Raw genomic sequence first — 12960 nt, 5'->3', positions numbered from 1 at the left:
GGCGCGCGCGTCGCCGCTCATTCTTCTCGAGCGGGCGCCCGCATCGGCTCCCTCGGCCTGGTCCGCTCGGGGGGCGCGGCGGCCGAGCCCTCCACGGCGTCGCCTATCTCGCGCGCCACGTCCTCCACGGTGCGCAGGCTGATCCTCCCGGCGAGCACCAGGGTCGCGCCGATCTCGCTGCAGTCGATGGGATCCAGCCGCACCGGCGACGCGAACGCGTTGACGGCCGCCATCTGCCCGGCGGCGTAATCGAGGCGCGCGCCGAACACGAGGTCGCCGTACCGGGTATAGGAGACCAACCCGAGCGACGCGTGGGCGCCGCTCATCCGCTCGAAGAAGAGCTTCGACTCGGCGGACATGGGGCCTCGCAGGCTCGACAGCGCGTTGAAATCGGAGGCGACGCCGCCCACGAGGCTGAGGTCGCGCGTGAGGAACACCTCGGCGCCGAGCCCGACGTTGACGATGGGCGCCGCCGCCTCGACGATGTCGAGGCGGCCCCGCGCCCGGCTCGTCACCGCGCCCCCGGCGATCGCGATCTCCTCACGATCGGCGGAGATCCGCGCGAACTCGCGCTGGCCCATGTAGAAGAAGCCGTCGAGCTCCAGCCGCAGCCTGCTCCACTCCGCGCTCGCGCCGACCGCGACGCGGGCTGGAGAGGGGGCCACGAACTCCCCTTCACCGGCCCAGTAGCGCGCCGCCGCCGTCCCGTCGGCGCGCGTGTCGACGTAGCTCGCGTCCAGGGAGCCGACGGCGTGAACGCTGGGCGTCCGCAGGCTGATCCCGGCCGAGAACACCCGGTTCAGCCGGTACGTGATGCCGAGGTGCGCGAGCAGGTCCCATGAGTCGCCCGAGAGCGCGGCCTGGTAGGTCGCGCTGCTCGCCGAGCCTGCGCCGGTGTCCTCCACGAGGCTGGCGACGCCGAGCGAGCTCGTGTAGCGGGTGCGCACGAGCGAGAGCGAGGCGCCCACGGCGAGGCGCGAGGTGGCGCTGTAGCTCCACGAAGGACCGGCGCTGAAGCGACCCCACGCGTAGCGGAGCGTCTGCGCCTGGCTCACGCGCCGCGAGGCGGACTCCCCCGAGAATCGCAGCGCGTCGAACCCGAATTCGTTCTCCTCCGTCTTGCCGAGGCAGGCGGCGACGACCTGGCGGCCGACCGGCACCCGCGTCGAATCCGCGCCTCGTGCGCCGGGCTTCCAGTTGAAGAAGTAGCATGTCGCGTCAGGCAGGCTGTCCAGCCCATGATCGCTCACCGACGTGCGATCGAGCCGGAGATCGCCGTACAGGCCGGGGTCGACCGGCCCTGGCTGGTGCCACCGTTGCAGTGTGCGGTGGGCGTAGCGGAAGAACGCCGACGAGAACGCGATGTTCCGGTCCTCGATGCGGACGATCGTGGCCGGGTTCAGGAAGGGCGCGGCGCCGTCGACGCCCAGCACGACCCCCGTGCCCCCCAGGAGCGCCGATCGCCCGCCGAGGAGCGCGGATTCGTACCTTCCCTGCGCGCGCGCCGCGTCTCCGCCGAGCGTCCCGAGCAGCGCGCTGGCGAGGCCGAGCAGCGCTCGGCGCGCTCCGGAGCTGCGAACCAGGGCGCGCGGGCTCGGCATGGCAGGCGCCAGCATGGCTCACAGCCCCGTCGCCGCAATGGCGGCGGCGCCCGCCCGCCCACGGCCCCCTCCCGAGGCGACGTGCTCCTGCCCGATCCTCGCCCGCCGCGCCGCGTGTCCCTGCGACGCCGCCCCGCGGTCGCTCTTGAGTCGCCGCTGGAGGGGGCGAGAAGTAAACTGCAAGGGATGTCTCCCCCGCTTCGCAGAGATGGGTCCGCCGTGCCCGCGCCGCCCCTCGCCCCGCTCATGGCCGTTGATCTCGAGGACGAGCGCCTGAAACGCTTGAACGCGCTCGGGCACTTTCTGGACAACTCCATCCGTATCCCTGGAATCGATTATCGGGTCGGCTACGACGCCGTGATCGGGTTGATCCCGGGGGTCGGCGATCTCATCGGTTTCGCGCTCTCGATTTACATCGTGCTCGCGGCGACGCGTTACCGTCTCCCTGCCTCCGCGGTGCTGCGCATGGTGCTCAACGTGGGTCTCGAGACGCTGCTCGGCACGGTCCCTCTCGTCGGCGATCTCTTCGACGCGACCTACAAGGCGAACGCGCGCAACCTCGACCTGCTGCGCGCCCACCTCGCAGTGCGGACGCAGGGCGGCGCGCCGCCCTCCGATCTTCGTTTCTACGCCGGCCTGTTCCTGGCGCTGGCGGGCATCCTCGCCCTGACAGCTCTCATGCTCTTCTCGCTGACAAGAGCGCTACAATCTCTCTTCGGCTCCTGACGCCCCCCCAAGTCTTCCCCGCAACGGCGGCCCCCAAGTCTTCCCCGCAACGGCCGCCCCCCAAGTCTTCTCCGCAACGGCCGCCCCCCAAGTCTTCTCCGCAACGGCCGCCGCCCGAGCGGGGTGCACCCGCACAGGAGACGGGCCCAGATCGGCGTTTTCGGCGCACAGGCGTACTCTTGTCTCAGGATCCTACACATCTCGCTTGATGTGTACTGGGCGACGTGATCAAAGCTGCGGATGGGTTCACCTGCAGCAGAGCACGCAGCGGCACTCGCCGAGGAGATGAGCGACGCGCACTTCGGCGATGCGCGGCTTTCGAAGCGCCAGAGCAAGCTGGTGCAGAAGCTGGCGCAGGCGCCGGACAAGAGCTTCCCCTCGCTCTTGTCCGACAGCGAGCTGGAGGCGGCGTACCGTTTCTTCGGCAACGACGCCGTCACGCCCGCGGCGATTCTGGCTCCGCATGTGCGCGCCACCCTCGCGCGCATGGAGGCCGAGCCGGTCGTGCTCGCCATCCATGACACCACGACCCTCTCCTTCCGCTCCGACGGCCAGCGGCAGGGGCTCGGACGGCTGCGCTCCTCGGGGCAGACGTTCTTCGCCCACTTCACGCTGGCGGTCAGCGGCGATGGAACGCGCCGCCCGCTCGGCGTGCTCGATCTGAGCACGCACGTGCGCGACGACGGCACGACGGACAACGAGCACGACCGCTGGGGAGAGCAGGTGGAGCGAGTCGCGGCCCTGGGCGCTGCTCCGCACGATGTGGTGCACGTCATGGACCGCGAAGGAGACGACTACGGCCTGTTCGCGCAGCTGTTGAGCGCACGGCATCGGTTCGTGATTCGGCTCGCGCACAATCGCCTCGTCGAGGCTGACGCCCTCGGAGAGGAGGCCAAGCTCGAGCAGGCGCTCGCGCATGTTCAAGCGATGGCCGTACGCGAGGTAGAGCTTTCGCCGCGGCCGGCGGGCAATCGCAGCCCTCAACAGAAACGGCTGCATCCTCCGCGCGCAGGACGCTTGGCCAAGCTCGCTCTTGGAAGCACGCGCGTGACCCTGCGGCGACCGAGATCCCAGCCGCGCGAGCTGCCTGCGACGCTCTCGCTCCAGGTCGTACGCGTCTGGGAGATCGAGCCGCCGCCGGGCGAAGCGCCGGTCGAGTGGGTGCTGCTCACGAGCGAGCCGGTCGAGTCCGTCGAGCAGCTGACGCAGCTGGTCGACTGGTACCGGGCGCGCTGGATGGTGGAGGAGTTCTTCAAGGCCCTGAAGACCGGATGCGCCTACGAGAAGCGCCAAATCGAGGACCTGCACGGCTTGCGCAACGTGCTGGCGCTCTTCGCGCCCATCGCTTGGCAGCTATTGCTGCTGCGCAGCGAGGCTCGGCGCGCTCCGGAGCAGCCCGCAACCGCCGTGCTCACGCCCACCCAGCTCGAGGTACTGCGGGTCTTCGCGCGCAAGCCCCTGCCCGAGAACGCCACGGCCCGCGATGCCTTCCTGGCAATCGCCGGGCTCGGCGGACACCTGCGGCGAAACGGCGAGCCCGGCTGGCAGACCCTGGGCCGTGGTTACGAGCAGCTCCTCACCCTCGTCCAGGGCTGGAGCGCCGCGAGGGAGGTGGGGAAAATATGATCAATCCTGAGACTCTTGTACGCCGAGCACCGAAAACGCCGAGGTGGGCCCGTATCCGAAGCGGGTGCGCCCCGCTCAGTTGCGGGAGCTGATGAAGAGGCGGAGCACATGCCAGAACAGCAGGGCGACCGACGCGAAGAGCTCGAGCGCGGCGCCGACGTACCGATCCTCGGGGAAGTGGTGCAGGATGTTCGACGTGTCGTACAGGATGGCGGCCCCAGCGAACGCGACCATCGCGACGCTGAAGAAGGTGCCGAGCTGGAAGCCGAACAGCGCGCCTGCCGCGATGAGGACGAGCGCGCAGATGGCGCCCCAGCGCAGGAGAGCCCCAAGGAACGAGAAATCCTTGCGGGTCACGAACGCGATCGCGGTGAGCCCGGCGAAGCCGGCCATCGTGGCGAGCCCAGCGCTCTGGATCGCGCCAGGAGCGACCATGTCCGCGATGTAGAGCAGCGGCACGAAGACGATCGCCTGGGCGAGCACGAAGCCGCCGAGCGCGGCGTACTGCGCCGGCTTCGATACCGACGTGTGCGCCGCGCGGCTGGCCAGCCAGCTCACGAGCATGAACGCCCCGAGAACCAGCAGCCAGCTCGTGCCCATCATCGCCCTGGCGATGACCGAGGCGACGCCGGTCTTGAACAGCGCGACCTCGATCGCAGCGAAGAGGACGATCGCACCGAACAGGTGGTTGTACGTTCGAACGATGAAGCGCTCGCGCGACTCGGCACCGGCGCGGAGCACCGACGAGCGGCTCCCGTATCCTACGTAGTTCTGGTCCATGTTCCCTCTCTGGTAGGCCTCGACTCTAGCACGTGAAGCACGCCGCATGCCCGCGGCGAGGCGGCCGGGGGACGAGGCGCTGCGCCACGACGCCGTGAGCGCCGGCGCCTGTGCAGGGGCCCTCCCCCGATCGCCGGCTCCCGGGAAAGCCGGCCGGCCCGCAGGCCCCCCACGGCACCGCTCAGGGCCCCCCGGAGCCCGCGGCGCACGCCGCACGAGGATGGAAATGCGGACGTCGCGCGCTGCGTCCTGTCGAAGTCGCCCTGGAAGAAGGGATTAAATCCCCTTCGGGATCTTGTCGAGGTCCACCTGGGAGAGCGCATGCCGGATCAGCGCGCTCCTGTTGGCCTTGGTCATCCCGCGCGCCTTGAGCGAGCTGACCATCTCGTCCAGCCGCTCGAGATCCTCGGTGTACATCGAGATACAGATGACCTTGTAGTGCTGCGGTCTGTCGGGCGCCGGCGCAGCACCCGGCTCGGATGCGGCGCCGCTCGTCCGGGGCTTCCCGCGCACGCGAGGCGCTTCCGCGGACGTATAGAACGCCCCGGACAAAACACCTTCCACTTCGTCGCGATTGAGCAGCGCCCGCGCGGCGCCCCCGAGATCGCCTTCGCTTTTCATTGCTTCCTCCAGCTCCCCTGCCCGGTCGAGGCTCCGCGACTGCGGGCCCATCATTCAGCGAAACCCCGCGTCCGCGGGTGCCTTCGTCCAGCGGGACGCCGCGTCCGCGGGTCCCTTCATCCAGCGGGACGCCGCGTCCGCGGGTCCCTTCGTCCAGCGGGACTCCGCGTCCGCGGGTCCCTTCACGCCCCCGCCGCCGCAGCGCCCGGCCGCTCGGTGGCCGCGTCCCCCCGGTCGACGCTCCGCGCTGTCCCGTCGCGCGCTGCCCCTGCCTCGGAGCCCACCGCGCTGCGCGCGCGGCTCTCGATGATGCGGTCGACCACCGCGAGGTAGTCGTCCGCGGCAGGGGTTCCCGACGCGTACTCGAAGATCGTCTGCCCTTGCGCGGGCGCCTCCTTGACCTTGATCGCCTGCCGGATCGGCGCGAGGCAGCGCTCCCCGAAGTGCTGCTTCATCGTGCTCACCGCCTCGCGCGCGATCTTCGCGCGGCCGTCGTAGAAGGTCGGCAGCACGCCCCAGATCTGCACCGGGTGATGCAGCAGCGCGTTCACGTTCTTCACCGTCTTGATCACCTGCCGGACGCCGACGAGCGACAGGTAGTCGCACGCGACCGGGACGAGCACGCTGTCGGCGAACACCAGCGCGTTCTGGTTCATCAACGACAGGCTCGGCGAGCAATCGAGCACCACGTAATCGTACTCGGCCGCCGCTGCGGAGAGGCGATCCGAGAGCACGCGGTCGCGGTTCTGGCGCCCTGCCAGGTAGAGCTCTGCCGCGGCGAGCGTCTCGTTGGACGGCAAGAGATCCAGGTTCGGACGCACCGTCTTGGTCGCGTCCGCGACCCGGAGCCCCATCACGAGCACGTGATAGAGCGACCGCTCCGCGCCCGCGCCGAGCGAGACAGAGACGTTCCCCTGCGCGTCGGTGTCGACGAGGAGCACCCGCTTGTCGCACGCCGCGAGCCCGGCCGCCACGCTCACGGCCGTCGTCGTCTTGCCCGTACCGCCCTTGTGGTTGAACACGGCCAGGCAGCGGGGCACCCCGGCCGGGCGCTGCGGCGGCTGCGCCGGCCGCTTCGCGCCCCCCGCCGGCGACAGGGGCACCGCGACCGCGCCCTGCGCTCTGGGCTCCGCCGGGCGAGCGGCAGACGCGACCGGCGCAACGGCCGGCGCGGCCCGCCCCGCCGCCTCGCCCTGGGCGCTCGCCCGAGCCGCCGGCGGCGCCGGCTCGCCTGCCGCCACGGCGGAGCGCGACCCGCCTCCTGCCAGCGGCGCCTCGTCACCGGTCGGCGTTGCTCCCTCGGCCGGCGCCGCGGCCGCCGCCGCGATCTCGCCGAGCCGCACCCCCTTCGCCTCACGGACCAGCTGCGTCCGGCACCCCAGCGAGCACGCGTAGTGCCGGCGCCCGGCGACGTAGAGCACCTGGGACACGAGATCCGGCGGAAACCGCTTCGCGCACGCGTCGCACGTGGCGAGCGCGGCGCCGTCCTGCCCGCCGACTTGGCTCTTTTCCAGGCATTTCTGCGAGCAGAAGAAGGAGAAGCCGCCGTCCTTCTCCTCCATCTGGTACCGGAACTGGACCTCGAATCCGGTCCCGCACACGCTGCACGTCTCGCTGATTCCGCCCACAGCTCGCTCCTTCGCGCCGCGCACAGCGCACAGCGCTTTGCCCAGGCGCAGCGCTGACCATCATCACAGTCAAGGCGCAAAGGTCAACTTTTCTGCGAGCGTGACGCCCCCTTCCGGCGCGAGGGAGTTGGAGCGCGCGCGCCCCGGGAGGGAGGCGCGAGGCCGGTTCAGCGACGGGACCCCGGCGCCAGGCCAGCTCAGTGACGGAAGTGCCGGGCCCCGGTGAACACCATCGCGATCCCCGCCGCGTCCGCCGCGGCGATGACCTCCGCGTCCTTCACGCTGCCGCCTGGCTGCGCGACCGCCGTGATCCCGTGCTCCGCGGCGAGCACCACGTTGTCCGGGAACGGGAAGAACGCGTCCGACGCGAGGACGCTCCCGCGAGCCCGCTCGCCCGCCTTGCTGCAGGCGATGCGCACGCTCTCGACCCGCGACATCTGTCCGGCGCCGATCCCGACCGTCCTCCCCGGGATCGCGAGCACAATCGCGTTGGATTTCACGTGCTTGCAGACGCGCCAGCCGAGATCGAGCGCGTCGAGCTCCTTCTCCGTCGGCGCACGCTTCGTCACGACCCGACCGCCGCGCACCTCGCCGGCCGCCGAGGCATCTCGCTCCTGGACCACCAGGCCCCCGCCGACGCGCTTGAACGTCAGCTCCCGGTGTTCCGCGGCCAGGAGCGCGCCGGTCGCGAGCAGCCGGAGGTTCTTCTTGGTCCGGAGCACCTCCAGCGCCTCTGGCGTGTAGGCGGGGGCGACCACGCACTCCAGGAACGTCTCGACGAGCACCTCGGCGGCGGCGCGGTCGACCTCGCGGTTCAGGGCCACGATCCCACCGAAGGCGCTCACGGCGTCCGCGTCGCGCGCCGTCCGGTACGCGGCCGCGAGGCTGTCGCCGGTCGCGACGCCGCACGGGTTCGTGTGCTTCACGACGACCGCGGCGGGCTGCGCGAGCTCGCGCACCGCCTCGAACGCGGCGTCCACGTCGACGAGGTTGTTGAACGAGAGCTCCTTGCCGCCCGCGCCCAGCGACTCCGCCAGCGCGAGCGACCCCGCGGCCGCGCCCCGCTCGCGATAGAACGCGCCGGACTGGTGCGGGTTCTCGCCGTACCGGAGCGGATAGGCCCGCTCGAGGGCGAGCGTGAGGAAGCGCGGATAAGCCTCGCGCTCCGCGGCGTTCGGCTCGCCCTCCTCGGGGAGCGAAGAGAGGTAACCGGACACCATCCCGTCGTAGGCCGCCGTGTGCGCAAACGCCTTGGTGGCGAGGCGGCGGCGGGTGGCGCTCGACACCTCACCTTGACTGTCGATCTCGGCGAGCACAGCATCGTAGTCGGCCGGATCGACCACCACCGCGACGCGCGCGTGGTTCTTGGCCGCGCTCCGCACCATCGACGGCCCGCCGATATCGATGTTCTCGATGATCTCGGGGTGCGTGACCCCCGGCTTCCGGACGGTCGCCTCGAAGGGATAGAGATTGCACACGACGAGATCGATCGGCGCCCCGCCGAGCCGCGCGAGGTCCTCGTCGTCGATCGCGCCGCGCATCAGGATGCCGCCGTGCACCCGCGGATGGAGCGTCTTCACCCGGCCATCCATGACCTCGGGAGAGCCGGTATAGGCCTCCACCCCGATGACCGGCACGCCGGCGTCCGCGAGCGCCCGCTGCGTCCCCCCGGTCGAGAGGATCTCCACGCCCTTCTCCGCGAGCCGCCTGGCCAGCGGGAGCAATCCCGTCTTGTCGGATACCGAAATCAGTGCGCGTCGAATCATTGCGACGCACAGCTAGTGCGTCTCTGCGGCGACCGCCACCCTATCCGACGGCGCCGCGCTCACGCGCCGGGCGGCGCGGCCGGCGTCGGCTCGCCCGCCGCGGCCGGCGGCGCCTTGACCGGCGCCGCCTCGGTGACGAGCTCGCCGTCCCGGTACTCCAGGACGCCCTTCGGCGGCCCGAAGATCGCATAGGCGTCCGGCAGGATGAGCGCCTCACGGAGCACGTCGTCGACGTGCTCGACGAGCACGAGCCGCAGCGCCTTCAGCACGCGCCGCGGCACGTCCCGGAGATCCTTCCGGTTCTCCTTCGGCAGGATGACGGTCGCGATGCCGCCGCGATGGGCCGCGAGCAGCTTCTCCTTGAGCCCGCCGATCGGCATCACGCGGCCGCGCAGGGTGATCTCGCCCGTCATCGCGAGATCCCTCCGGACAGGTACCCTCATGAGCGCGCTGACGAGCGCGGTCACCATCGTGACGCCGGCGCTGGGGCCGTCCTTGCGGACGAAATCGGGGAAGTGAATGTGGACGTCGACCTTCTGATAGACGTCCGGCTCGAGCCCGAGGCGATCGAGGCGCGAGCGGACATAGCTCATCGCCGCGTGCCCGCTCTCCTCCATCCCCTTCTCGAGCAGCCCGGTGATCACGAGCTTGCCCTTGCCCGGCACCACCGTCGCCTCGGCCGGGAGCAGATCGCCCCCGACGTTCGTCACGGCGAGGCCGTTCACGAGGCCCACCTCATCGCGCTCCTCGCGCCGGCCGAGCCGGTACTTGGGGACGCCGAGGTACTTCGGGATGCTCTTCGCGACGACCTCGATCGGCTTCTCCTTGCCGTCGGACACCACCCGCCTGGCCACCTTGCGGCAGACGCTCGCGATCTCGCGCTCCAGCGAGCGCACGCCGCTCTCCTTCGTGTAGTGGTGGATGATCGTCCGGAGCGCGCCCTCCGTGAAGTCGAGCGACACGTCCTCGAGGCCGCACTCCTTCCGCTGCCGGGGCACGAGGTACTTCACGGCGATGTTCAGCTTCTCGAACTCCGTGTAGCCCGAGAGCTGGATGACCTCCATGCGGTCCTGGAGCGGCACCGGGATGCCAGAGAGCGTGTTCGCCGTCGTGATGAACATCACGTCGGAGAGGTCGTAATCGAGATCCAGGTAATGGTCGTTGAACGTGTGGTTCTGCTCCGGATCGAGCACCTCGAGCAGCGCAGCCGCCGGATCCCCGCGGAAGTCGGTCGACATCTTGTCGACCTCGTCGAGCAGGAACACGGGGTTGTTCGTCCCGACCTTCTTGAGCGACTGGATCAGCTTGCCGGGCAGCGCGCCGATGTACGTCCGCCGGTGGCCGCGGATCTCCGCCTCGTCGCGCACGCCGCCGAGCGACAGCCTCACGAACTTGCGCCCCGTCGCGCGCGCGATCGACTTCGCCAGGCTCGTCTTGCCGACGCCGGGCGGCCCAACGAAGCAGAGCACCGGCCCCTTGAGCTTCTTCGTGAGCGCCTGGACCGCCAGGTACTCGAGGATCCGCTCCTTGATCTTCTTGAGGCCGTAGTGGTCCTCATCGAGGATCCGCTCGGCCTCGACGAGGTCATAACGCTCCTCGCTCTTGTCGTACCAGGGGAGCTCCAGGATCCAATCGATGTAGTTGCGCACCACGGTCGCCTCGGCGCTCGTGGGGTGCATCATCTTCAGCTTCTTGAGCTCCTTCTTGACCTTCGCGGCGGCCTCCTTGCTCATCCGCTTGGTCTTGAGGGCCTCTTCGATCTCCTGGATCTCGTTCTTGAACTCGTCGCGCTCGCCGCCGCCCAGCTCCTTCTGGATGGCCTGCATCTGCTCGTTGAGGTAGTACTCCTTCTGCGTCTTCTCCATCTGCTTCTTGACGCGACTCCGGATCTTCTTCTCCACCTGGAGAATCTCGATCTCGGCCTGCATCAACTCGATGAGACGCTCGAGCCGCTTCTGCGGCTCCTCCATCTCGAGCAGCGCCTGCCGGTCGGTCAGCTTGATGGTCGGCAGGTTGGCGATGATGGTGTCGGCCAGCCGCGAGGCCTCGTCGATGGCCTGCACCGCCATCAGGACCTCGGGCTGGATCTTCTTGTTGAGCTTGACGTACATCTCGAACGTCGACTGGACCGAGCGCATCAGCGCCTCGATCTCGACGCTCGCGACCGAGCTCTCGACGATCTCGTCGTATTCGATCAGGAAGTACGCATCGCTCTGGACGTAGCGGCGGATGCGCGCCCGGCGCTTGCCCTCGATGAGGACCTTGACGGTGCCGTCCGGGAGGCGGAGCAGCTGCATGATGGCGCCGACCGAGCCGACGCCGAAGATGTCGTCCGGCGTCGGATCGTTCGTCTTCGCGTTGCGCTGCGCGGCGAGGAAGATCTCCTTGCCGCGGTTCATCGCCTCGTCGAGGGCGGCGATGCTGCGCTCGCGCCCGACGAACAGCTGCGAGACCATGTGTGGAAAGACGATGATGTCGCGAAGCGGGAGCAACGGGACGATCCCGCGCTCGGGTGCGTTCTTGCCGCGATCACTGTCGTTCTTGAAGAACATCCGCCGTCTTTCCGGGAGTCTCGGGAGGTCGGGGCACCCCCACCTCGGTTGTCAAAAATACCTTGATCTGATGCTGAACTTCCGCCGGCTCGCCCCGCTGCCCGCCAGGGACACGCGGCGCCGGCACGCCCGGGGGGGAGCCTGCGGGGGCGAGGGCGCAGCTCGGGCCGCGCCTTGCGCCCCGGCCCGATGCCCCCCGGGAGGCGAGCGCTACGCGAGCTCCGCCTCCTTCGTGTACACGATGAGCGGAGGCTCGTGCTTCACGATCACGTCCTCGCTGACGACGACCTCCTTGATCCCCGTGCGGGACGGGACGTCGTACATGATGTCGAGCATCGCCGACTCGAGGATGGCGCGAAGACCGCGGGCGCCGCTGTTCCTCTCGAGGGCCTGGCGAGCCACCGCCACGAGCGCGCCGCGGGTGAACTTCACCTTCACCCCGTCCATCTCGAAGAGCTTCTGGTACTGCTTGACCAGGCTGTTCTTCGGCTTCGTGAGGATGTCGATGAGCGCCTCCTCGTTCAGCTCGTGGAGCGTCGCCACGACCGGCAAGCGCCCGATGAACTCCGGGATGAGCCCGAACTTGAGGAGGTCCTCCGGCTGGACGACGCTGAGCAGGTCGCCCAGCTTGAAGTCCTTCTTCGCCTTGATGTCCGCGCCGAAGCCGAGGGTGTTCTGGCCGATGCGCCGCTGGATGATCTGATCGAGCCCGACGAACGCGCCGCCGCAGATGAACAGGATGTTCGTCGTGTCGACCTGCAGGAAATCCTGCTGCGGGTGCTTGCGCCCGCCCTTCGGGGGGACATTGGCGATCGTCCCCTCGATGATCTTGAGCAGCGCCTGCTGCACGCCCTCTCCGGAGACGTCGCGGGTGATGCTCGGGTTGTCGCTCTTCCGGCTGATCTTGTCGATCTCGTCGATGTAGACGATGCCGCGCTGCGCGCGCTCGACGTCGTGATCCGCGTTCTGCAGGAGCTGGACGATGATGTTCTCGACGTCCTCGCCGACGTACCCGGCCTCGGTCAGCGTCGTCGCGTCCGCGATGGCGAAGGGGACGTTGATGATCTTGGCGAGCGTCTGCGCGAGGAGGGTCTTGCCGGACCCCGTCGGCCCCAGCAGGAGGATGTTCGACTTGGACAGCTCCACGTCGTCCGAGGAGACCCGGCTGTCGATGCGCTTGTAGTGGTTGTGCACCGCCACAGCGAGGATCTTCTTGGCGCGGTTCTGGCCGACGACGTACTCGTCCAAGGTCGCTTTGATGTCGGCGGGCTTGGGCACCGGGGTCGACCCCGCGTACGGCTCGTCCTTCTCGACCTCCTCCGCGATGATGTCATTGCACAGCCCGATGCACTCATCGCAGATGTACACCGTGGGGCCCGCGATGAGCTTCTTCACCTCTTTCTGCGACTTGCCGCAGAAAGAGCAGCTTAAATTGCCATTCGAGTGATCGTCCCGCCTTCGCTCCACTTCGACCCTCAGTGCGGTCTGCCGACGCTACCGCTTCAATGAGAGGTGGGGTCCCGCCGCGGCGGCGGCCCCTCCAACTTGCCGCGGGAACGGCTTCCACCGTCCCCTGGATTTTCAGCGATGCGCAGCCAAACGCCGCGCTCGGATTCTAGTGCGGTGCCCGTACCGTCGCAAGCTAACGGGGGTGGTCTCC

The 12960-nt window shown here is 69.3% G+C and carries 9 protein-coding genes; 2 read left to right on the top strand and 7 right to left on the bottom strand.

The window, feature by feature from the left end:
• Positions 1-17 precede the first annotated feature (17 nt).
• Entirely contained in the window at positions 18-1616 is a 1599-nt protein-coding gene (locus tag WMF27_RS16010) for a hypothetical protein (RefSeq protein WP_437944245.1), read from the bottom strand.
• Positions 1617-1682: 66 nt separating this feature from the next.
• Between WMF27_RS16010 and WMF27_RS16005 the strand changes: the two genes are divergently transcribed.
• Together WMF27_RS16005 and WMF27_RS16000 are read left to right on the top strand one after the other, a co-directional pair.
• Positions 1683-2327 carry a DUF4112 domain-containing protein gene (locus tag WMF27_RS16005; RefSeq protein ID WP_437944244.1) on the top strand — a complete coding sequence of 215 codons (645 nt, stop codon included), beginning with the start codon at positions 1683-1685 and terminating at the stop codon, positions 2325-2327.
• Positions 2328-2567: 240 nt separating this feature from the next.
• Positions 2568-3953 carry an IS4 family transposase gene (locus WMF27_RS16000; protein WP_437944243.1) on the top strand — a complete coding sequence of 462 codons (1386 nt, stop codon included), beginning with the start codon at positions 2568-2570 and terminating at the stop codon, positions 3951-3953.
• A gap of 75 nt (positions 3954-4028) precedes the next feature.
• On the opposite strand, the gene WMF27_RS15995 is transcribed toward WMF27_RS16000, so the two are convergent.
• The 6 genes from WMF27_RS15995 to clpX form a co-directional block, all read right to left on the bottom strand.
• Positions 4029-4733, bottom strand: a complete 705-nt coding sequence (locus WMF27_RS15995) for a Bax inhibitor-1/YccA family protein (protein WP_437768018.1) — start codon at positions 4731-4733, stop codon at positions 4029-4031.
• A gap of 276 nt (positions 4734-5009) precedes the next feature.
• On the bottom strand, positions 5010-5354 hold the full coding sequence (locus WMF27_RS15990; protein ID WP_437768019.1) for a hypothetical protein: 345 nt from the start codon (positions 5352-5354) through the stop codon (positions 5010-5012).
• Between the two features lie 182 nt (positions 5355-5536).
• Positions 5537-6982: a ParA family protein gene (locus tag WMF27_RS15985; protein WP_437768020.1), complete on the bottom strand. Its 1446-nt coding sequence runs from the start codon at positions 6980-6982 to the stop codon at positions 5537-5539.
• 197 nt (positions 6983-7179) lie between these two features.
• Positions 7180-8748 carry a bifunctional phosphoribosylaminoimidazolecarboxamide formyltransferase/IMP cyclohydrolase gene (gene purH, locus WMF27_RS15980; protein WP_437768021.1) on the bottom strand — a complete coding sequence of 523 codons (1569 nt, stop codon included), beginning with the start codon at positions 8746-8748 and terminating at the stop codon, positions 7180-7182.
• Between the two features lie 59 nt (positions 8749-8807).
• Positions 8808-11300, bottom strand: coding sequence for an endopeptidase La (lon, locus tag WMF27_RS15975; protein ID WP_437768022.1), 2493 nt, complete (start codon positions 11298-11300; stop codon positions 8808-8810).
• A gap of 210 nt (positions 11301-11510) precedes the next feature.
• Complete coding sequence (clpX, locus tag WMF27_RS15970) at positions 11511-12767, bottom strand: ATP-dependent Clp protease ATP-binding subunit ClpX (protein WP_012235779.1); 1257 nt, start codon at positions 12765-12767, stop codon at positions 11511-11513.
• Between the last annotated feature and the right edge of the window lie 193 nt (positions 12768-12960).

The organism is Sorangium sp. So ce281 (genome assembly GCF_051527395.1).
GTDB classification, from domain to species: Bacteria; Myxococcota_A; Polyangia; order Polyangiales; family Polyangiaceae; genus Sorangium; species Sorangium cellulosum_B.
The sequence above is the reverse complement of the archived record's forward strand: the minus strand, read 5'-3'. Positions and strand labels throughout refer to the sequence as shown.